Annotated in this window: 20 protein-coding genes and 1 pseudogene; 8 read left to right on the forward strand and 13 right to left on the reverse strand. The window is 61.2% G+C overall.

The features are described 5' to 3' along the window. Positions 1-5 precede the first annotated feature (5 nt). The 6 genes from ACST81_RS23655 to ACST81_RS23680 all read right to left on the reverse strand — a co-directional run bounded on the left by ACST81_RS23655 (position 6) and on the right by ACST81_RS23680 (position 5,397). A complete protein-coding gene (locus tag ACST81_RS23655; RefSeq protein WP_438754578.1) occupies positions 6-893 on the reverse strand; it encodes a DMT family transporter in 888 nt (295 codons plus the stop codon). Further along, a complete protein-coding gene (locus ACST81_RS23660) occupies positions 883-1,854 on the reverse strand; it encodes an amino acid ABC transporter permease (protein WP_438754579.1) in 972 nt (323 codons plus the stop codon). The genes ACST81_RS23655 and ACST81_RS23660 overlap by 11 nt, the downstream gene beginning before the upstream one ends. A gap of 15 nt (positions 1,855-1,869) precedes the next feature. Further along, entirely contained in the window at positions 1,870-3,150 is a 1,281-nt protein-coding gene (locus ACST81_RS23665) for an NAD(P)/FAD-dependent oxidoreductase (RefSeq protein WP_438754615.1), read from the reverse strand. Positions 3,151-3,218: 68 nt separating this feature from the next. Next, positions 3,219-4,046 carry a transporter substrate-binding domain-containing protein gene (locus tag ACST81_RS23670; RefSeq protein WP_438754581.1) on the reverse strand — a complete coding sequence of 276 codons (828 nt, stop codon included), beginning with the start codon at positions 4,044-4,046 and terminating at the stop codon, positions 3,219-3,221. A 367-nt stretch (positions 4,047-4,413) separates the two neighbouring features. Further along, entirely contained in the window at positions 4,414-5,028 is a 615-nt protein-coding gene (locus ACST81_RS23675; protein WP_438754582.1) for a general stress protein, read from the reverse strand. Positions 5,029-5,076: 48 nt separating this feature from the next. After that, positions 5,077-5,397, reverse strand: coding sequence for a PepSY domain-containing protein (locus ACST81_RS23680; RefSeq protein ID WP_438754583.1), 321 nt, complete (start codon positions 5,395-5,397; stop codon positions 5,077-5,079). 459 nt (positions 5,398-5,856) lie between these two features. Here ACST81_RS23680 and ACST81_RS23685 point away from each other — a divergent pair, with 459 nt between their 5' ends. Continuing rightward, complete coding sequence (locus tag ACST81_RS23685) at positions 5,857-6,789, forward strand: dihydrodipicolinate synthase family protein (protein ID WP_438754585.1); 933 nt, start codon at positions 5,857-5,859, stop codon at positions 6,787-6,789. Between the two features lie 101 nt (positions 6,790-6,890). On the opposite strand, the gene ACST81_RS23690 is transcribed toward ACST81_RS23685, so the two are convergent. After that, positions 6,891-7,496: a TetR/AcrR family transcriptional regulator gene (locus ACST81_RS23690; protein ID WP_438753813.1), complete on the reverse strand. Its 606-nt coding sequence runs from the start codon at positions 7,494-7,496 to the stop codon at positions 6,891-6,893. A gap of 104 nt (positions 7,497-7,600) precedes the next feature. Between ACST81_RS23690 and ACST81_RS23695 the strand changes: the two genes are divergently transcribed. The 3 genes from ACST81_RS23695 to ACST81_RS23705 all read left to right on the forward strand — a co-directional run bounded on the left by ACST81_RS23695 (position 7,601) and on the right by ACST81_RS23705 (position 12,091). Beyond that, entirely contained in the window at positions 7,601-8,284 is a 684-nt protein-coding gene (locus ACST81_RS23695) for a PspA/IM30 family protein (protein WP_438753814.1), read from the forward strand. 42 nt (positions 8,285-8,326) lie between these two features. Then, positions 8,327-8,608, forward strand: a complete 282-nt coding sequence (locus ACST81_RS23700; RefSeq protein WP_438753816.1) for a YiaA/YiaB family inner membrane protein — start codon at positions 8,327-8,329, stop codon at positions 8,606-8,608. 90 nt (positions 8,609-8,698) lie between these two features. Further along, complete coding sequence (locus tag ACST81_RS23705) at positions 8,699-12,091, forward strand: acyl-[ACP]--phospholipid O-acyltransferase (protein ID WP_438753820.1); 3,393 nt, start codon at positions 8,699-8,701, stop codon at positions 12,089-12,091. Between the two features lie 70 nt (positions 12,092-12,161). Here ACST81_RS23705 and ACST81_RS23710 read toward each other — a convergent pair whose 3' ends face one another. Continuing rightward, the gene (locus ACST81_RS23710) at positions 12,162-13,187 is read right to left on the reverse strand and encodes a hypothetical protein (RefSeq protein ID WP_438753822.1); all 1,026 of its coding nucleotides are present in this window, start codon (positions 13,185-13,187) and stop codon (positions 12,162-12,164) included. A gap of 129 nt (positions 13,188-13,316) precedes the next feature. Between ACST81_RS23710 and ACST81_RS23715 the strand changes: the two genes are divergently transcribed. Beyond that, the gene (locus tag ACST81_RS23715; protein ID WP_438753824.1) at positions 13,317-15,011 is read left to right on the forward strand and encodes an O-linked N-acetylglucosamine transferase family protein; all 1,695 of its coding nucleotides are present in this window, start codon (positions 13,317-13,319) and stop codon (positions 15,009-15,011) included. Positions 15,012-15,149: 138 nt separating this feature from the next. Here the strand turns inward: ACST81_RS23715 and ACST81_RS23720 are convergent, their stop codons facing one another. The 4 genes and pseudogenes from ACST81_RS23720 to ACST81_RS23735 all read right to left on the reverse strand — a co-directional run bounded on the left by ACST81_RS23720 (position 15,150) and on the right by ACST81_RS23735 (position 18,946). After that, positions 15,150-16,583, reverse strand: coding sequence for an NAD(P)(+) transhydrogenase (Re/Si-specific) subunit beta (locus ACST81_RS23720; RefSeq protein WP_438753826.1), 1,434 nt, complete (start codon positions 16,581-16,583; stop codon positions 15,150-15,152). A 16-nt stretch (positions 16,584-16,599) separates the two neighbouring features. Continuing rightward, a complete protein-coding gene (locus tag ACST81_RS23725; protein WP_438753828.1) occupies positions 16,600-18,186 on the reverse strand; it encodes a Re/Si-specific NAD(P)(+) transhydrogenase subunit alpha in 1,587 nt (528 codons plus the stop codon). 25 nt (positions 18,187-18,211) lie between these two features. Then, a pseudogene (locus ACST81_RS23730) lies at positions 18,212-18,499 on the reverse strand (SDR family oxidoreductase); the annotation flags it as partial. Positions 18,500-18,502: 3 nt separating this feature from the next. After that, positions 18,503-18,946: a hypothetical protein gene (locus ACST81_RS23735; RefSeq protein ID WP_438753830.1), complete on the reverse strand. Its 444-nt coding sequence runs from the start codon at positions 18,944-18,946 to the stop codon at positions 18,503-18,505. 197 nt (positions 18,947-19,143) lie between these two features. Here ACST81_RS23735 and ACST81_RS23740 point away from each other — a divergent pair, with 197 nt between their 5' ends. From ACST81_RS23740 to ACST81_RS23750, 3 genes are all read left to right on the forward strand, one after another. Beyond that, positions 19,144-20,205 carry an ABC transporter ATP-binding protein gene (locus ACST81_RS23740; protein ID WP_438753832.1) on the forward strand — a complete coding sequence of 354 codons (1,062 nt, stop codon included), beginning with the start codon at positions 19,144-19,146 and terminating at the stop codon, positions 20,203-20,205. Between the two features lie 96 nt (positions 20,206-20,301). Continuing rightward, complete coding sequence (locus tag ACST81_RS23745) at positions 20,302-21,312, forward strand: Fe(3+) ABC transporter substrate-binding protein (protein WP_438754617.1); 1,011 nt, start codon at positions 20,302-20,304, stop codon at positions 21,310-21,312. Positions 21,313-21,430: 118 nt separating this feature from the next. Beyond that, on the forward strand, positions 21,431-23,059 hold the full coding sequence (locus tag ACST81_RS23750) for an ABC transporter permease (RefSeq protein WP_438754619.1): 1,629 nt from the start codon (positions 21,431-21,433) through the stop codon (positions 23,057-23,059). A 165-nt stretch (positions 23,060-23,224) separates the two neighbouring features. Here ACST81_RS23750 and ACST81_RS23755 read toward each other — a convergent pair whose 3' ends face one another. Next, positions 23,225-23,992 carry an alpha/beta fold hydrolase gene (locus tag ACST81_RS23755; RefSeq protein ID WP_438753835.1) on the reverse strand — a complete coding sequence of 256 codons (768 nt, stop codon included), beginning with the start codon at positions 23,990-23,992 and terminating at the stop codon, positions 23,225-23,227. Between the last annotated feature and the right edge of the window lie 13 nt (positions 23,993-24,005).

The following is a 24,005-nucleotide window of genomic DNA, read 5'->3' on the forward strand; positions in this document are numbered from 1 at the left end:
AAGGGTTATTTCAGGACAAGCCAGCCCGATAGAATGATGATGGCGGCGCCCGCCAGCGTGTGAAACCCGATCGGCGTCGCAAACAGCAATCCGCCATAGACCATGCCCCAGATGATCTGGCTGTACTGGAAGGGCGCGACGATCGAAGCCTTGCCGATACGAAAGGCCCTGACCAGCAGCATATGCCCGGCAAACATGAAGGCACCGGCGAGACTGGCAAAACCGACATCGGTCATGGTGACCGGCGTCAGCCCACCGTTGATGATCGCGATCACCAGTGCCAGCACGGTCAGCACAGCCAACAGCGTCGCGACGAGCGCGCCATCGGACTCGCCCGGTTTGGCGCGCCGCAGGAGAATGAGCGACAGTGCGAAGAGGAGCGCCGAGCCGACGGCAGCGGCATGCCCGAGGTTCAGCGGCTCCACGCCCGGTCGCAAGGCGACCGTCACGCCGACGAAGCCGATCAGGACACCGGACCAGGCAAGCATCGACAGGCGCTCTCCGAGAAGGACGAAAGCCAGCACAGCCACCATCAACGGCGTCAGAAAAGCGAGAAGATAGGCCTCGGCCAGCGGAAGCACGGCGAAGGCATAGTGGATGAGCAGCGTGTCGGCCGCCAGGAGCAGCGCCCGCAAAAGGGCCAGCCCCGGATAGCGCGGCAACAGAATGCTGCCGTTGCGGGTGATCGCGGCCTGCGCCACGATCAGCACGAGAGCGGCGGCCGTGACCATGAAAGTTACCTGCGGCACGGCGAAGCGCTGGGCCAGAAGCTTGACCAGGGCATCCGTCGCCGAGAACACGCAGAAGGCCAAGAGGACGACGAGGACGGCGCGCAGATTGGATGAGGCGGCCGGTCTGTCTTGAGACCGGCCGGAGATGATGTCAGCGGGCATTGAACCGCCCGAAGCGTTCCTCGATGCGAGACTGCAGGAATTCAAGCCCGATCGACAGAATCCAGTAGATCATCGACGCGGTGATCAGCATTTCGATATGCCGGAACTCCGTCTGGCCCTGCGTGCGGGCGAGATACATGATTTCCCAGACGCCGACGACGGAGACCAGCGACGAGTCCTTCAGCATGGCGATGAACTGATTGCCGGTCGGCGGAATGATGACCCGCATCGCCTGTGGCAGGATGACAAGCGCCATGGTCTGGCTGGAACTCAATCCCAGCGCGGTTGCGCCTTCGGTCTGTCCGCGCGGGATGCTCTCGATACCGGCCCGGAAGATTTCCGTCATGTAGGCGCCGTAGCAGAGCGACAGCGCCAGGATGCCGGCGGGAACCGCACCGATGACGTAGCCGACCTGCGGCAGGCCGAGATAGATGATGTAGATCTGCATCAGCAGCGGCAGACCGCGAAACAGCGAAGTATAGAATGTCGCCAGTCCGTAGATCACGCCGTTCTTCGACAGTTTCGCAATCGCGCCTGCCAGCGCGATGCCGGTCGCCACAACGATGGAAATGGCGGAGATATAGAGCGTCGTCACCACGCCCTGCGAGATCATGAATCCGATCTTCTTGCCGATGAAGGGCAGGGAAAGATTGAAGGAATAGAAGAACAGCATCAGCAGCAAGAACAATTCGACCCAGACGCCGATGATTTGCTGGCGTCGTGTCAACTGGCGAAGCGCCATCCAGTTGGCGGCGAGAATCAGGGCGATCATGCCGGCGGCGAAGAGACGCCCGAGAGCGATGTTGTCCGCCAGCCACGCGGCGCTGGCCGGGATCAAATACCCCAGCCAGGCCGAACTGATGCCCATTGCATAGAGGCCAAGGGTGATAAGGCAGAGAACGAAGGCAATCGCCGTGCGTCGCGCGGCATCGGGATAATTCAGTATCAAACGGCCAATCATGTCCATCCTCCGCCGTCAGGCCGCGCGCTCGCGCCAGAGATCCTGAGCCTGCAATTTCCAATAGGTGAGTTGCGCGACCGCCAGCCCGGCAAGGCCGCCCGCCCAGACGAGCCCGAATGGCTTGAACAGGGTATAGCGGTCGCTCTGTCCGAGAATGCCCTCGGCCACGATTTTGCCGCCGATCGCCGTGGTGTTGAGCCCATGCCCGCCGAAGGCCGTGCAATGCCAGACACCCGGCTGCATCTGGCCGATCTGGGGCATGAGATGGCGAGCGTAGGACATCAAGCCGGACCAGGCGAGTTCCGTCTTCAATTCGGAAAGCTGCGGATAGGTCCCCGTCATCTCGCGGCGCAATTCGCCGGCAAGGGCCGAAGCCGATGCCGCCCGCGTCGTGATCCGCCCGCCCCACAGGATGCGCTTGCCGCCATCGACAAGCCGATAATAGTCACCTGCGCGACGGTTGTCGCCGATCGCATCGGTCGTCACGATCGCTTCACGGATCAGGTCCGGCGCTTCTTCGCTCAGCATCACATAGGTGGCGATCGGCAGGAAGGCGCGTTTCAAGCGCCCGTTGAGCGCCCCGGTATAACCACCGGTCGTGAAGACGACATGGCGCGCCTTGACGCGACCATCCGCGGTGCTGACGATTTTTTCCGGTCCATCCAGCGTCGTCGCCGTGGCCGGGGAATTTTCATAGATCCGCCCGCCCAGCCGCTCGATTTCCACGGCAATGGCGCGTAGATAATTGAGTGGGTGCATATGGAACGCCTTGGCATCCCGCAGACCCTGGTAATAGCGGCTGGATTTCAGGACGGAGCGAACCTCATCACGCTCGAGATAGTCGAGTTGATAATTATATTTGCGCGCCACCTGATCCGCATAGGCCTTGAGGCTGGAGCCGCCATCATGACGCAATACGCTCATGATGCCCGGTTGCGGGCGAGCGCCCTCGATTGCGAGATCGTGGATCGTATCGCGAACGAAATCGACGCCTTCGATCGACAGAAGGTGAATCTTTCGCGCATTCTCCGGGCCGGCCATACTGGCGATCTCTTCGCCACCCGTCGCAAATCCCGGACTGACAAAACCGCCGTTGCGCCCGGAAGCGCCGAAGCCGACGCTCTCGGCTTCCAATACGACAACGACCTGTCCGGCACGCGCCAGTTGCAGAGCGGTTGTCAGACCGGCAAGCCCCGCGCCGATGATCACCGTGTCACAGTCCGCCGCGCCCTTGAGCACAGGCCTGACCTTTTCTTCCATCATCGTGCGTCGGTAATAGGTATCGGGATAGGACATGTTCTTGCTCGCGGGCTTGCGCATGGAGGGTCGCACGGACGGCGAAAACCGCCCGTGCGATCATGATATCAATCGGCGGCGTAGTCCTTGCCGTACCACTTGGTGGTCAGCGTTGCCAATGTGCCGTCCTTCTTCATGTCAGCGACGATCGCACTGACCTTGGCGGTCCATTCCGGGTCGACCTTCTCGGCGATGACGACCAGCGGCTCCTTGAAGGCATAATCGCCTTCAAGGATGCGGAGCGGATAGCCGTTCTTGATGGCATTCGCGGCCGTCTGCTCCGGCGCGATGACGGCATCGAGGCGGACACCGGCGCCGAGGCGCAGGTCATCGAACGGCAGCATGGAATCGGCGAAGGTACGAATCTCGCCCGGCTCAAGCTTGTACTCGATCGGCGGCAGGCCCGGCGCGTCGATTTCCAGCTGACGACGGATAAAATCCTCCGATGTTGTCGCCGTTTCAACGCCGATGATCTTGCCGTTGAGGTCTTCGACCGACTTGGCGGTGCTGTCCTTGTGAACGACGTAGACATAGGGGCTGTAGTAGTAGACGCCGACGAAATCGATGACCTGGGCGCGCGCCTTGGTGGGCGTGACGGAACCGACGCCGAGATCGTAGCGGCCCTGCCAGCGGCCGCCGGTCAGCGTTGCCCAATCCGGCGTTTCGAAGCTCACCTCGACGCCGAGGCGCTTGGCGATCTCGCGCGACACGTCGATATCGAAGCCGACCATTTCATTGCTGTCGTCGAGATAACTCTGGGGTGGCCAACCGCTGTTGGTGGCAACGACCATTGCCTTCTTCCCCATCACGCGGTCGAGCGTTTCGCCCGCATGTGCCGATGTAATGACACCCAAAGCGGCGATGCCGATCGCCAGGTGTGTGAGAAACTTCCTCATGCCTTCCTCCCTTAAGCGGCTTTCGCCACGATCCCATTTTTGTAAGATGTCAGACAACATAATGTAGAAGTGAAACCAGCCCGCGAGTCAAGCGACGGAGCGGTCCTGAGAAATGAAAGAAATTGATGACGCAATGCGATTTCGTGATGACATGAGGCTGAGCGGTATGGCGATCAGAATCGGAGTGCAGGCTTGGGCCATCGGCTCACGCCTCGTTTCGACCTATTTCAGCCGCATACCGGAGGCGATCACAGTCTCATCGCTTTTCGTAAATTCGCTGGCCGGGTTGCGACGCGAGAACTTGCGTTCAAATAGAAACGGGGCCTCGAAAGGCCCCGTTCATCATTCACCGTTCGATTGTCTATCCTCAGATAATCGACGCCCGACCTGCATAACGGCCCCGTTCCGCATCGATCTCGGCTTGCGAATACGGATCAGACTTTTCGTTGAAGCCGGTCCAGCCCTGCCCTTCATAGGCGGTCCGGCGGGCCGGGAGATCGACCCAGTTGGAACGCTGCAGGATCGCTTCAGCTTCCGCGCGGCGCGCATCATCGACCTTCGCCGTCACCAGCGTGCCGCCCCGGCGAACACCCTCGGCATAGACATGAGCGTCACGTTCATCGACGCCGGAATCCGTCAGAGCCCCGACGATGCCGCCGGTTACGCCGCCGACGACCGCACCTGCCGCGGCACCGGCCGCCGTTGCGGCGAGCCAGCCAGCGGCAACGACGGGGCCGACGCCCGGAATGGCCATGATGCCGAGACCGGTCAGCAAGCCACCGACACCGCCGACGGCCGCACCGATGCCGGCACCCGTTCCTGCATCTTCGGCAGCGTCATTGTCGTCCGTCTTGTGGCGACCATCCGAATTGTTGGAAACGATGCTGATATCGCTGTCGGAAATTCCGGCCGCCTTCAGTTGATCAACAGCCGAGCTTGCATCGGAATAATTGTCGAAAAGTCCCGTAACCGTCTTTGTCATGATCTATCTCCTTGTTGTTGTTGTTCTTTGTGATTGGTCGTTGGTAGCTCACTTGGCGACAACGTTGCCCTGGTAGTCCATCGACACCATGACGGGTTTGCCGTCCTTGGTAGCCTTGGCCTGCCAGACGCCTTGGTCGTCGAGCTTCAGCTCGGTGACATCCGCATAACCGGCCTCGACGATGCGGTCCTTGGCCTGGTCCTCGGTGAAACTGTTTGCGCCCTCGACAGGTGCCGTAGCGTTCTGGTCGCTCGGCGTTGCAACCGCCGGCGTATCGCCGTCGGGATTGGCCGCAGGTTTCGTCTCCTGCGCGAATACCGATGTTGCGGAAAAGGCAACGACCGCTGCTGCCATAAGAAGGTTCTTCATTGGGGTTCTCCTCGTTCGGATCGTCAGTGATCCTCGGTCCCAAAAACCAGCGACCTGCGGAAATGTTCCGAACAAAAATATGTTTACCGGCCGGAAAAGACTAAAAAAATCGGTAATTTAGTCGATATCGAAGTGGACACGGGCGTGCCCACCTTTGCCGCTGAAGCCTCTTGACCTCCAAGCTGTCCGGCACGGTCGCCACGGTCGCTTCGCCCTTCATCTTACGCTTCACCGCGCTCCGGCCATGTCGATGCGCCAGACATGTCGGTGACCACATTCAGCCAGCAAGTTCCGAATCCCGCAATTGAAATATCACTGCAAGAAATCGATAAATCCATATTTTTTAGCTGCTTAGGAGCCTTGTTTGATTTAAAAATATTTCATGGACACACAATAGGCATTCTGATATATCAGATGATATTAGATTAATTTAACACGGCCCTCATTCAGGAGATTACGATGACGGCGAATATATTCAGCGGCTGCATTCCCGCGCTCATGACCCCCTGCAAGCCTGATCGCACACCGGATTTCGACGCGCTCGTCCGGAAGGGCAAGGAACTGATCGCGGCCGGCATGTCCGCCGTCGTCTATTGCGGCTCGATGGGTGACTGGCCGCTGCTGACCGATGAAGAACGACAGGAAGGTGTACGCAGGCTGGCCGAGGCCGGCGTGCCGGTCATCGTCGGCACCGGCGCGATCAACACAAAATCGGCCGTCAGCCATGCGGCGCATGCGGCGCGCGTCGGCGCCAAGGGCCTGATGGTCATCCCCCGCGTCCTGTCGCGCGGCACGTCCGTTTCGGCCCAGCGCGAGCACTTCTCGGCCATCCTCGCCGCCGCCACGGATCTGCCGGCGGTCATCTACAACAGCCCCTACTACGGCTTTGCCACCCGCGCCGATCTCTTCTTCGAATTGCGCGGTCGTTTCTCCAACCTTGTCGGCTTCAAGGAATTCGGCGGGAAGAAGGACATGACCTATGCGGCCGAGAACATCACATCGGGCGATGACAGCCTGACCCTGATGATCGGCGTCGATACCGGCGTCTATCACGGCTTCGTCAATTGCGGCGCCGGCGGCGCCATCACCGGCATCGGCAATGCTCTGCCGAAAGAAGTTCTGCATCTGGTATCGCTCTGCGAAAAAGCCGCCAAGGGCGATGCCACGGCGCGGCGTGAAGCGCTTGAACTCGAGGAAGCACTGACCGTGCTCTCCACCTATGACGAAGGCCCGGACCTCGTCCTGCACTACAAGCACCTGATGGTGCTGAACGGTGATGCGGAATACGCGCTGCATTTCAACGAAACCGACAAGCTCAGTGCCTCGCAGCAGAAGCATCTGGAAAACCAGTATGCGCTGTTCAAGGCCTGGTATGCCGCGCGGTATGCCTGAACGATCAGTCTTGCATCTGCCAAGACGCAATAGCGGAAACAGCTGTTACCGCAGACGCATCACGTGAGGTGTGAACGGGGAACGCGGTTGCAATCGCGTCCTCACTCCGCCTGCCGGGCCTTCGATCCGGCGGCGATCGTCAGCACGAATTCGTCGAGTTCGCGTTCCAAACGTTCCATGGGGACGCCGACGAAGCGGGCCTCGAGGCTGATGCTGATGACGCCGTGTACCGCGCCGAACAATGTGCGGGCGCGGCTGGCCCGGTCCTCCGCTGAAAGACTAGGCTGCAATTCGGCCAGCGGTTCGGCGATGACGTCCATGAGGAACATGTGTTCCTGGAGATGCCACTCCGGTGACTGCTCCACGGGACGATACTCGAACAGCGCCTTCCACAGATGGCGGTGATTGACCGCGAAGGCGAGATAACCGCGCGCCAGATTGCGCATCCGGTCAGTCGGTGTCCGGTCCTTCACCTCTTGCAAGGTGAGTGAAGCCTCCAGCGCCTTCAGCGTTCCGGAATTGACGTGAATGATCAACTCATCGAGATCGGCGAACACCGTGTAGAGGCCTCCGAGCGCGCAGCCGGCATCTTGGGTGACGTCGCGGGCACGCAGGTTCGCCAGCCCATCGGTGCCAATGCGATTGCGCGCGGCCTCGATCAGCCTCGCCTTCAGATCCTCGCGTTTTTCTTCCCGCTTTCCAGCCATTAATCATGTCCAATCCAGATTATGAACGTCGTTCATTTTATATCTTGAACGTCGTTCATTTTCGCGTATATTCATGAACATTGTTCATATAGTGGAGGAAGGACATGTTCAATTTAATTCTCACATTGCTGCGTGGCCGGGCGCATGAGGCCGAGCAGGCCTTTGCCGACCGCAATGCCGTGCCGCTGCTCGCCCAGCAGATCCGCGACGCAAGCCTCGCGATCCAGTCGACCCGCCGGGCCATTGCGGTCGCCATCGCCCAGAACGCGCAGGAAAAGAAGCAGCACGCCGTCATCATCGGCCATATCGCCAACCTCGAAACCCGCACGCTTGCCGCCCTGCAAAAAGGCGATACGCTGCTGGCACGGGAGGCGGCCGAAACGATCGCTCATCTGGAGGCTGAGCGTGACGCATCGACTGCCGCCCAGACGCAGTTCTCGACAGCGATCGACAAGGTAAAGGGCACGTTGCGGGCCGCCGAAGCCCGCTTTCACGACTTGCAGCGTGGCGAGCGTCTGGCGCGTACGACCGAGGAGGTTCAAAAGCTCGGCAGGGTTCATATCGGCCGCCGGCTCGCCACCCTCGCCGATGCCGAGGAAACGCTGTCGCGGCTTCGGATGCGGCAGGCGCAGACTGAAGTGACCACCGCCACCCTTCAGGAACTGGAGGGATTGGCGCCCGAGCGTACCATCGAGAAGCTTGCCAATGCCGGCTGCGGGACTCCCCTGCGCGTATCGGCAGACGATGTTCTTTCCCGCCTGCGCAGCCAGATGAATTCAGCCGCCTGACCCTCTCCCGAAACCGGCACCCGTCAAAAAAGGATCACGACAATGAACGACAGTTTCCAGAAGCACTCCTCCAGCTGGGTCAGCTTCTCCTATGTTTCCTTCGGTACCGCCGCCTTCATGCTGGCCGCCGGCCTGTACATGATGCCGCTCGATCTCTGGGGCAAAGGCTATCTGGCCATGGGCATCCTGATGCTCGTGCAAACCACGGTCAACATCACCAAGACGCTGCGCGACAATGCCGAATCCGAAAAGCTGATCCGCAAGATCGAAGACGCCAAGACCGAAAAGCTGCTCGTCAATTTCAATCGTACCGGCGAAAATTGATCTTCCTTAACCACCACAGAGTTGTTGCGCTCCGCAACCGTTGCGCAACATCTCTGTGGCTATCTGCCCGGATCGAAAGAGGGACCCGCCATGCAACGCAATCTGATGACATCAAGGAAATTTGCGCCGCTCTTCTGGACGCAGTTCCTTTCCGCCTTCAACGACAATTTCCTGAAACAGACGCTCGTGTTCGTGATCCTGGCGCAGATGGCCGCCGAAGGCGCCTCGCTCGTCACCATCGCCGGCGGCATCTTCATCCTGCCCTTCCTGCTGCTCTCGGCCATGGCCGGGCAACTCGCCGACAAATATGACAAGGCCTGGATAGCCGAATTGCTGAAGCGTTCCGAGATCGGCGTCGCCGCTGTCGCCGTCATCGGCATTGCCTTCTCCTCCATCCCGATCCTGATGCTCGCTTTGTTCGGCTTCGGCATCATCTCCGCGCTGTTCGGCCCGATCAAATACGGCATCCTGCCGGATCACCTCGAACGCAGGGACCTGCCCAAAGCCAATGCCTGGATCGAGGGCGGCACGTTCATTGCCATCCTCACCGGCACGATCGTCGCCGCGCTCGCCTTCACCAGGGGCGACAATGTCTGGGTCTTCGGCCCGATGATGATGGGTCTGTCCGTCCTCTGCTGGATCGCCGCCCGCATGATCCCGGCGACCGGCTCCAAAGCGCCCGGCCTTGTCATCGACAAAAACGTGCTGCGCTCGAGCTTCACGCTCGTCAACGAATTGCGCGAGGACCCGCGCATCTGGCGCTCGGCCCTGATGAATTCCTGGTTCTGGTTCGTCGGCGCCTTCGTCATGTCCATGCTGCCAATCATGGTAACCGAAATCCTCGGCGGTTCGGAAATCGTGGTGCCGGCCTATCTCGCCGTCTTCGCCATCTCGATCGCCGTCGGCTCGGCCATTGCCGGCTGGATGTCGGCCGGCCGTGTCGTGCTTCTGCCTGCACCAGTCGGAACCCTGATCATCGCCCTCTTCGGCATGCATCTCGCCTGGAACCTCTGGGGCCTGCAATCGACCACAGAAGCCCACACGATCGCCGACTTCTTCGCCGGCCCGAACACCATCCGCGTGGCGATCGATCTTGCCGGCATGGCGATCGGCGGCGCCTTCCTCGCCGTACCCACGTTCGCCGCCATGCAGACCTGGGCGAATGAGGATCGCCGTGCCCGGGTCATCGGCGCCGCCAACGTGCTGTCGGCTGTGTTCATCACCACGGGCCTGGCGCTGGTGGCCGGTCTCCAGGCTGCTGGCCTGTCGATTCCGATGATCATTCTCATCCTGTCGGTTTTCAATGTCGGCATCGCCTGGCTGATGCTGATAACCCTGCCGACCAATCCCTTCCGCGATTTCATCTCGATCTTGTTTCGTGCCTTCATGCGTCTTGAGGTCGAGGGTCTGGAAAACGTCAAGAAGGCCGGCAAGGCGCCGATCATTGCGCTCAACCATGTCAGCTTCCTCGACGGCGCGCTGGCGCTCGCCATCACCGAAGAGGAGCCGGTCTTTGCCGTCGACTACAAGATCGCCCAGGCCTGGTGGGTCAAGCCCTTCCTGAAGATGTGCAAGTTCCTGCCGCTCGACCCGACGAAGCCGATGGCCACGCGCTCCCTGATCAAGATCGTTCAGGACGGCCATTCGATCGGCATTTTCCCGGAAGGCCGCCTGACCGTCACCGGCACGCTGATGAAGGTCTATGACGGCGCCGCCATGGTCGCCGACAAGACCGGCTCGATGGTCGTGCCGGTCCGCATCGACGGCTTGGAAAAGAGCTATTTCTCGCACCTGTCCGGTGGACAGGTCCGCCGCCGCCTGTTCCCGAAGGTCAAGGTCACCATTCTCGAACCCGTCAAGCTCGACGTCCCGACGGACCTAAAGGGCCGCAAGCGCCGCATTGCCGCCGGTGCTGCCCTCTATCAGGTCATGTCGATGCTGCTCTTCCGCACCACCAATACGGCGACAACCGTCCTGGAACGCGTCATCGACACCGCGCACGAGCGCGGCATGGGCAGGCTTGCAACGGAAGACCCGGTCACCGGTTCGCTCTCCTACGGCAAGCTGCTGACCGGCGCGGCCGTGCTGGGCGCCCGTTTTCAGAAGATGTTCCCGGAAAAGACTGTTGGCGTCATGCTGCCGAACGCCAACGGCGCGGTCGCCACCATTCTCGGCGTCATGACCGCCGGCAAGGTTCCGGCCATGCTCAATTTCACCGCCGGCGCCAGCAATATCCTGGCGGCCTGCAAGGCGGCGGAAGTCAGGCATGTGCTCACCTCCCGCGCCTTCGTGGCGCAGGCAAAGCTCGGCCCGGTCATTGAGGAATTGGAGAAGCACGTGAAGATCGTCTGGCTCGACGACCTGCGCGCCTCGATCACGACATTGGACAAGATCGCTGGCCTTCTGCGCCGCAGCCGCCCACTTGCCAAGGCAAAATCGACCGATCCCGCCGTCATCCTGTTCACCTCAGGGTCGGAGGGAAGCCCGAAAGGTGTGGTCCTCACCCACACCAACATCCTGTCGAACGCCGCCCAAGCCGCCTCGCGCATCGACTTTCACTCGGGCGACAAGGTGTTCAACATCCTGCCGGTGTTCCACTCGTTCGGTCTGACCGCCGGCACGATCCTGCCGCTGATCTCCGGCGTCCCGGTCTATTTCTACCCGTCGCCGCTGCATTACCGCATCGTGCCCGAGCTGATCTATGCCTCGAACGCGACCATCATCTTCGGCACGGATACGTTCCTCAACGGGTATGCCCGCACGGCCCATCCCTATGACTTCCGCTCGATCCGCTACATCTTCTCGGGCGCCGAGCCGGTGAAGGCCTCGACACGGCAGACCTATATGGAGAAATTCGGTCTGCGCATCCTGGAAGGCTACGGCGTCACCGAGACGGCGCCGGTCATCTCCATCAACACGCCGATGTTCAACAAATCCGGCACGGTCGGCAAAATCCTGCCGGGCATGGATTGGAAGCTCGAACCTGTTCCCGGCATTGACGAAGGCGGACGCCTGCATGTGCGTGGCGCCAACGTGATGGCCGGTTACCTGCGCGCCGAAAATCCCGGCGTCCTCGAGCCACTGACTGACGGCTGGCACGACACGGGCGACATCGTCACCATCGACGAGGACGGCTTCGTCCGGATTTGCGGTCGCGCCAAACGCTTCGCCAAGATCGGCGGCGAGATGATCTCGCTGGCCGCCGTCGAGGCCTTGGCGGGCAAGCTCTGGCCGGACGCCCTCTCCGTAGTCTCGTCGATTCCGGATGCCAAGAAGGGCGAACGCCTCGCCCTCCTTACCGATGCCCCGAACGCCAGTCGCGCCGACCTCATCGCCTTTGCGAAAGCCAACGGCGCCATGGACATGATGGTCCCCGCCGAAGTGACCATCGGCAAGGTGCCGGTGCTGGGTTCGGGCAAGGTCGATTTTGTCACCGCCCGCCAGATGGCCGTGGAAGCTGCCTCGCCAAAACAGGCTGCGTGATCGACATATCAAGCCGAGAAAATGAGCGAGCGGGAGGCCATCCCGCTCGTTGCATTCGAGCACTGGCAGCTTAAGCCGTCTTGGCTGTTGCCGTATTGTAGAAATCGATGTAGCGCGCGGACAGCCCGGGCAACAGGCGATCGAGGATCAGGATCGCGAGTTGAAAAGCGGACGCGATGTCCGGCGTCTCCTGCAGCATCTGGGTCAGATACCGAACCTCCTCACCATAAAGGTCGGGCTCGCCCTCAACCTTCCTGATGAACGTTCCCAAGGCAATACGGGCATTGGTTACCTGAGCGGACAGGCGTTCATGGTCTGAAATCGGCAAGCCGGCCCAGACCAGGAAAACATGCGCATCGACAAAGCGCAGCAGGGCCGAGAAGTGTTCCGCTTCCTCCGGCAGACCGGCCTGCTTGAACAATCGCGCAACCGACGCTTCCAGTCCATCCTTCCCGGTCCAGTTGCCGAGATCGTAGCGGTAGATCGTCGCCGGATCGTAAGCGAACTTGCCGGCTGCGGCGAAGGCATAGGACATCGCCCAGTCACAGTAACCACCGCGCGTCGGATGCGCGTCCTGAAAGAGGACTGCAAGTCCGCGAAACACCTTGGTCCGGTAGATGCTGTAGAAGATGCTGTTATCGCCGTTGGCTTTTGAATTGTATTCCATCAGGCGGCCGGCCGCGTCGTTCGCCGACAGGGAGAACCGACCCACCTTTCGCACGCCTTGCGGCATCGACCAGGCATAGCTGCGCGGGCGGACCGCGACGGTATCCTCGGGCAGGTCAGCCAGACTGATGGGCTCGATATTGTCGAGCAGATAGACGTCGTCGTCATCGGCCATGGGCATGACAAAGGGGGTATCGACGCGGGACAGCGCGTTCATCATGTTGACGGCCGCGTCATCGCCCTCCGGAACAATATAGATCAGGCGTGGCGAACGATGCTCGAAATAGGCCCTTTTGGCCGGATCCCCGGAATTATCGGAGACAATCAGCTGGCTGTCGGTCTTTTCTGCATAGACCAGCGCTGATTCGATTGCCGCACGAGACTTATACAGGTTCCGATTGCTCGGCATGCTGATGGAGAGCTGGGTCATTCCGTGATCCAAGATGAGCGTGGCCACTCATGGCATGTAGCGGATGCGCCAACCTTGCGTCTTGCCACCAGCTTTGCGCCAGTTGCTTTGGCTAGTCTGGACCTGATCGAATTGTAACTGGGTTAAGACATGTCGGCATTGCCAAGGGCGCTTCAGAACTACAAGGCGCAGAATTTCAGCGCAGCGCTGCAGGCCTTGGCTCCGCTGCTCAAAAAGCCGGATGCTCTTTCCACGGAAATCCTTCTGATTGCAGCCCAATGCTATGCCAAGACCAACCAGCACCTTGCAGCGGCTGATTTCTATGGAAAGGCGGCTGACCGGGGTGGCCCCAAGCAGGCCATGCTCCGGACCCTGGCGTCAAATATGCTGCGGGAGGCCAGTGAATCACACGCAGCGCTGAACAGTGCGCGGGTGGCGGCCAGATCAGGCGAATTCGATGCTCATGCGGAAGAGAGCTACCGCCGGTATCTGCACGAATTTCTCTGCCTGGACGAAACACTGATGGACGATCAGCGGATTCTGGACAGGATGCGCGCCAGTGACGCACGTTATCTTGGCACTGATTTTCCGTTCACCCACATTCTCTGGTGCGCGGATGAAAGCCTGAATGCGCGCCAAACGAAAATCCACCAGGCAACAGCCTTCACCGCTGAAACAAGAGCCGCACGCCGCGCCTTTCCGCATGCGTTCACCGACAAGATTCGGATCGGTTACCTTTCCGCCGATTTCTCGGATGATCATCCAACCATGCGGCTGTTGCAGGGCGTGCTTTTCCAGCATGATCGGACGAAGTTCGATGTGACGCTGTTCTGCCATACCGACGCGGCGACCATCCGGAAGGATTCCGGGATGCGCGCGCGTTACCCGAACCTGATGCAGATCGGCCATCTATCGGACCGGGATGCCGCAAACCTCATCCGCCAGCGCGGGATCGACATTCTCGTTGACCTGAAGGGGCATACCAAAGGTGCGCGGCTGGGCGTGGTCAATCTGGGTGCCGCCCCGATCCAGGCGGCCTATCTTGGCTTTCCCGGATCGGGAACGGGGATCGATTGCGACTATGTCATTGGCGACCGGATCGTGACGCCGGAAAGCAGCCGGCCCTTTTATCATGAAAAAATCTGCAGCCTTCCCGACAGCTATCAGGCCAATGACGATATCCACAGGCCGCTCCCACCCGCCGCCTCCCGCGCGCGACTGGGCTTGCCTGAAGACCGCATCGTCTTCGCTTCCTTCAACGCAGCCCGTAAGATCACATCGCATACGGCGCAGCTCTGGGCGGATATCCTTCTGAGAGTTCCGCAAAGCGTGCTCTGGATAATGTGCGCCGATCAGTTTACGCGCGAGAATTTCACCGAATGGATGGAGAACGCCGGGATCAGCCGGGAGCGCATCATTTTTGCCAAGCCTGTCGAGTATGCGGAACACCTCGCCCGTCTGCAGGCCGCCGACATCGGCCTCGATACATTCCCTTACAACGGCCACACCACGACATCGGACAAGCTTTGGGCCGGTCTGCCGGTTCCGACCTACAAGGGCAGCCATTTTGCCTCCCGCGTCAGCGAAAGCCTGCTGACGGCGATCGGCCTTGAGGAACTGGTGGCGGCCGATGCTCAAAGCTATGTCGATCTATGCGTGGCGCTTGCGGAAGCGCCTGAACGGGTCCGTGTTTTGAAAGGGAAGCTCGACGCCAATCGCCGGACGGCGCCGCTTTTCAACACAATCCTCTTCACCCGCAACCTGGAAAAAGCCTACACGATGATGGTGGACCGGGCGCGGCAGGGGTTGGAACCCGACCACATCGACGTGATTTCGGCCGCTTGAATTGGGGAACAAGCCGCCTGCAGATGCCGACGCGGCATCGACCGGGATTGTCAATTAAAACAGCTATCTCCTCCTCGAAACGACAATGGGGCCATATGGCCCCATCATCATGCTTCGTGTTGTTCTCGTTCGCCCTTTTCAAGCGATCAATGGCAACAACTGATCGATGCTCTTCTTTGCGTCGCCGTAGAACATGCGGGTGTTGTCCTTGTAGAACAGCGGGTTCTCGATGCCGGAATAGCCGGTGCCCTGGCCACGCTTGGAGACAAAGACGTGGCGTGCCTTCCAGACCTCGAGCACGGGCATGCCAGCGATCGGGGAGTTCGGGTCTTCCTGGGCGGCCGGGTTGACGATGTCGTTCGAGCCGATGACGATGACGACGTCGGTCGAGGGGAAATCGTCGTTGATCTCGTCCATTTCCATGACGATGTCATAGGGCACCCTGGCCTCGGCGAGCAGCACGTTCATGTGGCCCGGCAGGCGGCCGGCGACGGGATGGATGGCGAAGCGAACGGTCTTGCCGGCGGCCCTGAGCTTGCGGGTCAGTTCGGACACCGACTGCTGCGCCTGCGCCACCGCCATGCCGTAGCCCGGCACGATGATGACACTGTCGGCATCGTTGAGCGCGGAGGCGACGCCATCGGCATCGATGGCGATCTGTTCGCCCGAGATCTCCATGGCCGGTCCCGTCGAACCGCCGAAGCCGCCGAGGATGACAGAGATGAACGAACGGTTCATCGCCTTGCACATGATGTAGGACAGGATCGCACCCGAGGAGCCGACCAGGGCGCCGGTAACGATCAGGAGATCGTTGCCGAGCGTGAAGCCGATCGCGGCTGCCGCCCAGCCGGAATAGCTGTTCAGCATCGACACGACCACCGGCATGTCGGCGCCGCCGATGCCCATGATCAGGTGATAGCCGATAAAGAAGGCGAGAAGCGTCATGGCGATCAGCGTCCAGGCGCCGGCTCCGTTGGCGTACATCAGGAGCAGCAGCAGCGACAGGATGGCCGCGGCGGCATTGAGGAAATGGCCGCCGGGCAGCTTCTTCGCCTTGCCATCGACCTTGCCGGCCAGCTTGCCGAAGGCGACGACCGAGCCGGTGAAGGTGACCGCGCCGATGAACACGCCGAGGAAGACCTCGACCTTCATGATCGCAAGCTCGACCGGGCTCTTGTGGGCGAGGATGCCGGCAAAGCCGGACAGCACCGAACGCGCCGCCTCATCCATGCCTGCGACCTGACCGGCCTCGATATGGGCGTTGAAGCCGATGAAGACGGCGGCAAGGCCGACGAAGGAATGCAGCGCCGCGACAAGCTGCGGCATCTCGGTCATCTGCACGCGGCTTGCGACATAATATCCGAGCACCGAGCCGCCTGATATCATGAAGACGATGATGAACCAGTTGCCGACGCCGGGTCCGAAAACGGTCGCAAAGACGGCGAGCGCCATGCCGACAATGCCGTACCAGACGGCGCGCTTGGCGCTTTCCTGGCCAGAGAGCCCGCCGAGAGACAGGATGAAGAGAACAGCCGCAGAGATATAGGCGGCCGAAACAATACCAATGGTCATGATTATGGCCTTTACCTCAGGACTTCTGGAACATGGCGAGCATGCGGCGCGTCACGAGGAAGCCGCCGACAATGTTGATCGTGGCGACCAGCACCGACAGCGCCGCCAGCGTCACGACGAGCCAATGGCTCGAACCGACCTGAAGAAGCGCGCCGAGGATGACGATGCCCGATACCGCATTCGTCACCGCCATCAGCGGCGTGTGCAACGAATGCGAGACATTCCAGATCACCTGGAAGCCGACGAAGCAGGCAAGTACGAAAACCACGAAATGGCTCATGAAGCTCGCCGGCGCCACCGCGCCCACCACCAGCAGCAAAGCCGTCGCCACCAGCAGCAGGATACCCTGGCTCTTGGTCTGCGCCTTGAAGGCGGCGACCTCTTTTGCCCGCTTCTCCTCAGATGTGAGTTCCCTCACCTTCTCCTTGGGCTTTTGCGCGGCGATCGCCTGGATTTTTGGCGGCGGCGGCGGATAGGTGATCTCGCCAGCCGTGACGACCGTGGCGCCGCGGATGACGTCGTCTTCCATGTTGTGGACGATGACCCCGTCCTTGCCCGGCGTCAGGTCGGAGACCATGTGGCGGACATTGGTCGCATAGAGCGTCGAGGCCTGGGCTGCCATCCGGCTTGGGAAGTCGGTATAACCGACGATGGTAACGCCGTTTGGCGAGACGATCTTCTGGTCGGGAACCGTCAGGTCGCAATTGCCGCCGCGCTCGGCCGCAAGGTCGATCACCACCGAGCCCGGCTTCATCGCCGCGACCATGTCTTCCAGCCACAGTTTCGGCGCATCGCGGCCGGGGATCAGCGCCGTGGTGATGACGATATCGATCTCCGGTGCCAGTTCGCGGAACTTGGCCAACTGCTTCTCGCGAAACTCCGGCGAGGACGGGGCGGCATAGCCGCCGGTGGCGGCGCCATCCTGCTGCCCGCCACCCTGACTATCGGCGAAATCGAGATAGACGAACTGGGCTCCCATGCTCTCGATCTGCTCGGCGACTTCCGGCCGCACGTCGAAGGCATAGGTGATCGCACCCAAGGACGTTGCCGTGCCGATCGCGGCCAGGCCCGCCACGCCCGCGCCGATCACCAGGACCTTGGCCGGCGGCACCTTGCCCGCTGCCGTCACCTGGCCGGTGAAGAACCGGCCGAAATTGCTGCCCGCCTCGATCACCGCCCGGTAGCCGGCGATATTGGCCATCGACGACAGTGCGTCCATCTTCTGGGCGCGGCTGATGCGCGGCACCATGTCCATGGCGATGACGCTGGCGCCGGTCGAACGCGCCTGCTCCAGAAGCTCCTTGTTCTGCGCCGGATAGAAGAACGAGATCAGCGCCTTCTCCGCCGAAAGCAACGCCACTTCCTCCGCCTCCGGCGGCCGCACCTTGGCGATCACGTCGCCATCGGCATAAACAGCCTCGCGCGTCGCAACCACCGTCACGCCGGCAGCCCGATATGCGTCGTCCGAAAAGCCGGCCGAAAGCCCGGCACCCGTCTCGATCAGGCATTCATGCCCGAGCTTCTTCAACTGCAACGCACTCTCCGGCGTCAGCGCAACACGCGCCTCACCCGAAAACACCTCCCGTGGTGTCGATATCTTCATCTGTCCATCCCTGTGAATTGAATTCATCGGCGGTCCACCCACCGTCGACCATAAGTGCAAACCCTGTAACCATGGCAGAGGCATCGGAGGCAAGGAAAATAACCGCTCCCATGGTATCCTCAAGCGCGCCGACGCGGCCGAGCCGGATTTTCTCCTTCATCCGCCACACCCGATCCGGAATGGAAAAGTCTGCTCTGCCAATGGCATGCGGATGAAAGTCGGGCAGATCATGTTCACGAGAATACCGTGCCTGCCCCCATTCGATCGCCATCGGCTTGGTGCCTTCGACCTCTCGCTTGACCGTTCTGTCCAGCCGTCACTTCTGCCGTTCAAAGGTGTAGACGACCAGATCCAGCATGATCAGCATCGTGTTCTCGTCGCGCATGTGAAAATCGAAAATCCCGGTCTCGCAGGTCACATCCAGCGTCCTTGCCGGGTTCGGAAGCTGCAGGAGCTTGGCATTGATGGCGGCTTTCTCGGCGTTTTCGGCAAAGCCCTGGAAGAAACCTTCGGCTGGCATGTCCGACCAGGAAAACGTCGCGTCACCGCAGCCGAAAGGAGACGGCCCATCGACCGCATGGGCGGAAAACCGGATCGTCTTGCCAAGATAAGCGCCGTTCTTCTCCACTTCGACGACCGCGCCTCCCTCGGAGAACCGGATGCCCGATGCGATTGTCCATGCCCCCTCGGGTGGCGCGTCACCCGCGAAAACGCTTGCCGGAAAAACGGCGATCAGCAGCACGAAGAGGAAGCGGAGCATCAAGATGGCCTTTCACTGCGGGAGCCTGATTTTCAATCTTTCGCCTCCAGGTTCAAGGCATGAAATCACATTCGGGGATGCGAGGGCATCGGCCAGGAGAACCCCGCACGTTGACGCGATCGGCGAAATCGGTTCTCGATGAAAGCTTCTGTCTGTGATACCTGCGCTCCGACGGATCGGAACGGACACGAAAACGCATGGGCGCGCTCGACATTCAGGGAATCAGCAGATCGTTCGGCGACACCGCCGCTTTGACGGATGTTACGTTGAGCGTCGCCAAGGGCGAGATCATCTGCCTCGTGGGCCAGTCCGGCTGCGGCAAATCATCCCTGTTGCGCATCATTGCCGGTATCGACATTCCCGACCGGGGACGCATTCTTCTGAACGGTCGGCAGGCCTCCGGTCCCGACGCGTTCGTCGAGCCGGAAAACCGCAATATCGGCTTCGTCTTCCAGGATTATGCCCTTTTTCCCCACCTCACCGTCGAGCAGAACGTGCTGTTCGGGCTCAAGGGAATGGCGAAAGCCGACGCCAGCCGCCGCGCGACGGAGGTGATCGCCCAGGTCGGGATCCCGCATCTCTCGAAGCGCTATCCGCACATGCTTTCCGGCGGCGAGCAGCAACGGGTCGCGCTGGCACGGGCCTTGGCGCCGAAGCCAGCCATCCTGCTGATGGACGAACCGTTTTCCAACCTCGATCAGGGGCTCAGGGAAAGAGTTCGCAACGAAACCCTGTCCCTGCTGCGCCAGACGCAGACCACCGTCATCATGGTCACCCATGATCCGGAAGAGGCGCTGTCGGCCGGCGACAGGGTCGTGTTGATGAAGGACGGGCGGGTCGTCCAGCAGGGCTCCGGATACGATATCCACGATCGGCCGCTGACACCCTATGCCGCCGAGTTCTTCTGCGCCTTCAACAAGGTGCCCGGCCGCTTTTCCGGCGGCGATGTCGAAACACCGCTCGGCCGCCTTCCCCACGCACTCGATGTTGCCGACGGGACGCAGGCGCTTGTCTACCTGCGGCCCCAGGGGATCGCAGTTCGTGCGGAAGGCGCCACCTTCTCGGGGCGCGTCCGGGACCGCGTTCTCATGGGAGAGATCGAGCAGATCTCGATCGATGTCGATGGCCTGGACGAACCGCTCCGCATCCGGACCATGCAGCGGCTGCCGGCAGGTGCCGATGTCATTGGCCTTTCCGTTCTGCCTGAAAGTTACCTGCTGTTTGCCGATCCCGAGCCCGGTTCGATCACAGTGACGTGACAGATTACGGTAAACTGGCGCCGAAAAACTTGACTGCGTTTATCCATTAATGTTCGACAGCGTGGCCTGTTCACCTGGAGAACCCCCATGAAACAAATGCGCAATACATCGACGCTTCTGGCAGCCGTATTTCTTTCGAGCGCCGGCGCCGTTTCCGCCGCCGAACTGAACATCTACACGACCCGTGAGCCGGGCCTCATCCAGCCACTGCTGGATTCCTTCACCAAGGAGACCGGCACCAAGGTCAACACCGTCTTCCTCAAGGATGGACTGGCCGAGCGCGTCGCAACCGAAGGGGCAAGCTCCCCTGCCGACGTGCTGATGATGGTCGATGCCGGCAATCTGGTCGATCTCGTCGATAAGGGCGTGACGCAGCCGATCGACTCCAAGGTGCTGACCGAAGCCGTACCGTCGGAACTGCGCGATGCAAACGGCAACTGGTTCGGTCTCTCGATGCGCGCCCGCGTCGTCTATGCGCCGAAGGACATGGACCTTGCGACCTTGAACTACGAAGATCTCGCCGATCCCAAATGGAAGGGCAAGGTCTGCATCCGCTCGGGCCAGCATCCATACAACACGGCGCTGATTGCCGACTACCTCGCCCATCACGGCGCTGATGCAACGGAAAAATGGCTGACGGGTCTCAAGGACAATCTGGCCCGCAAGCCGGCCGGGGGTGACCGCGACGGCGCCAAGGATATCCTCGGCGGCATCTGCGACCTTGCCATCGCCAATTCCTACTATGTCGGCCTGATGCGTTCGGGCAAGGGCGGTGACGAACAGACCGCCTGGGGTAACGCCATCAAGGTGATCCTGCCGACCTTCAAGGATGGCGGCACGCAGGTGAACGTCAGCGGCGCGGCGATCGCCAAGCATGCGCCAAACAAGGCGGAAGCGGTCAAGCTGCTCGAATATCTCGTCTCCGACGAAGCCCAGAAGATATACGCCGAGGCAAACTACGAATACCCGGTGAAAGCCGGCATCGCAGCCGATCCGATCATCGCCTCCTTCGGCGAACTGAAGATCGACAACAAGTCGCTCGCGGAAATCGTCAGCCACCGCAAGCAGGCGAGTGAACTGATCGACAAGGTCGGCTTCGATAACTAACACAGCACGAGGCGCCTGTACGGTCACAGGCGCCTCGTGGCATCAGAACGCTTCATCGCTGAAGTGCTCACGGTATGGGTTGCATCGCATGACATGGAGCGTGGGGGAAGGCAGGCGGATGCAGCGCAGCGGCGCGCTCTGGCTCACCTGTGCCTGCGCGACAGCCTGCCTCGTTCTTCTCCCGATAGCGGCTCTTTTTATTCAGGCGATCCAGGGCTCGGCCGGCCTCTGGCTGCATCTGTTCGACACCATCCTGCCCGTCGCGCTCCGGGATACCGTCATCCTTCTCACCGGCGTCGGCATTCTCACCGCCGTTCTCGGAACATCGCTTGCCTGGCTGGTCACGGCCTATGATTTTCCAGGTCGCGGCTTGCTTGAATGGGCACTGCTGCTGCCGCTGGCGGTACCCACCTACATCATCGCCTATGCTTATCTCGATATCCTGCACCCCATCGGTTCCGTTCAGGGCGCGATCCGGTGGCTGTTGGGCTATGCCAGCCCGCGCGCGTTCCGTCTGCCGGACATTCGCTCGATGACGGGTTGCATCCTCCTGCTCGGCTTCGTTCTCTATCCCTATGTCTACATCCCGACCCGGGCGATGTTTCTGACGCAATCCGGCAACCTGCTCGACGCGGCGCGCACGCTCGGCATTTCGCGCCGTGGCCTGTTCTGGAACCTGGCACTGCCGCTGGCGCGCCCCGCCGTCGCCGTCGGCGTCAGCCTGGCGTTGATGGAAACGCTGAACGATATCGGCGCCGCGGAATTCCTTGGCGTGCGCACGCTGACAGTGTCGATCTACACGACCTGGATCACCCGCAACGACCTGCCGGGCGCGGCGCAGATCGCGCTTGCCTTGCTCCTTGTCGTGGTCACGTTGGTCGCAGTGGAACGCTGGGCCCGTCGCCGGCAACGCTACTCGACCGGTGCACAGCGCCATCAGCGGTTCGAACCGCATCGTCCCTCCCCGCTCAAGGGCTGGATCCTGTTTGCCGCCGGCGTCCTGCCGATCCTGATCGGCTTCATCGCTCCAGCATCTTACCTCGCCTCGGAAGCCTGGAAGCGGGTGCGGTTCGCAGGCCTTTCCGAGCGTTTCTTCGACGAAGCGTTCAACACGATCCTGCTGGCGCTGCTTGCAACCCTCTGCACCCTTGCCGCAGGACTGGCCGTCGCCTATGCCAATCGCTTGCGGCCGGGATCGATGTCGTCCTGGAGCTATCGGCTCTCGACCATCGGCTATGCCGCGCCGGGCAGCGTCGTTGCGCTCGGCGTTCTCATCGCGCTCGCGACGCTGGATCAGACGATCGACCGCGCGGCGGCAACATGGCTCGGCTTTGCCACCGGCCTGCTCTTCATGGGTTCGGGAATAGCGCTGGTCTATGCCTATACCGTCCGGTTCCTGGCGATCTCGGCCGGCGGGATCGATTCCGGCCTCGCCCGCATCCCCGCATCGCTCGACCAGGCATCGCGTCTACTCGGTCAATCCGCCACGGGGACTTTCGTTCGTGTCCACTTGCCGCTGTCGCGCGCGGCGCTCACGGCCGCCGGGCTTCTCGTCTTCGTCGATTGCGTCAAGGAACTACCGGCAACCCTGCTGCTGAGGCCGCTCAACATCGAAACATTTGCGACTCATCTCTACGGCGAGGCGGCGCGCGGCACCTATGAAGAAGCCTCCATCGCCGCCCTTGTCATCGTCGCCATCGGCATCCTTCCCGTCATCTTCCTCTCCCGCATCGGCCGGACAGGCTGAAGGATCAAAGTCAGTCCCACCTGCCAAACAGGATCGACGGGATCCGATCGCCGCTTCCGTCGATGGGCTGAAAACCCATGACGGGATCGCGTCGCCCTAACACCTACACGACAAGGCCGCCACCCTTTCGGGTGACGACCTTCGCGCACGACCAGTATGCGGCGATTATTGCGCTGCCTCTTCGATCAGGTCGGCGACAGCCTGGGGCTGCGAGACCATGACGACATGGGAAGCACCCTTGATCACGACGGTATGCCTGGAGCCTGCCCGTTCGGCCATGAAGCCGAGCGCCTGTGCCGGGATGTTCTTGTCGCCGTCACCGTAGATGAAATAGGAAGGCACTCCCTTCCAGGCCGGGGCACCGGACTTTTCAGTCAGGGCGGCTTCGGTGATCGGGCGCTGGCCGGCGGCCATCAATGCGGCATCCTCGACCGAAACGTCGTGGGCGAACTGGTCGTGAAACTTCGCCTGGTCGATGGACAAATCGACCCCGCCACCCGCCAGCTTGACCGGAGCAGCGAGGGCCTGGCCGAGCGTGCCGCCCGGGAACTTGCCGGCGAGATCGGCGGCGGCTTCGCCTGCCTCCGGAGCGAAGGCTGCCACATAGACCATCGACTTGACATTGTCCTTGCCGTTGGCTGCGGTCGAGATCACTTGGCCACCATAGGAATGGCCGACGAGGACGACCGATCCTTTGATGCTTGAGACAATATCGGAGACATAGGCGGCATCGCCGGAAACACTCCGCAGCGGGTTGGCGGCTGCGACGACCGTATAGCCGTCCTTCTGCAATATCTTCGTGACGCCATTCCAACTGGAGGAGTCGGCGAAAGCACCGTGGACGAGAACGACCGTGGGCTTGGCAGGCTGGGCGATTGCACTTCCGGACAGAAGAGCGGCAGCAAAAGCTACGGTGGCGGCGAACTTGAACATGACAATATCCTTT

The organism is Pararhizobium sp. O133, assembly GCF_051669845.1.
Taxonomy (GTDB): Bacteria; Pseudomonadota; Alphaproteobacteria; order Rhizobiales; family Rhizobiaceae; genus Pararhizobium.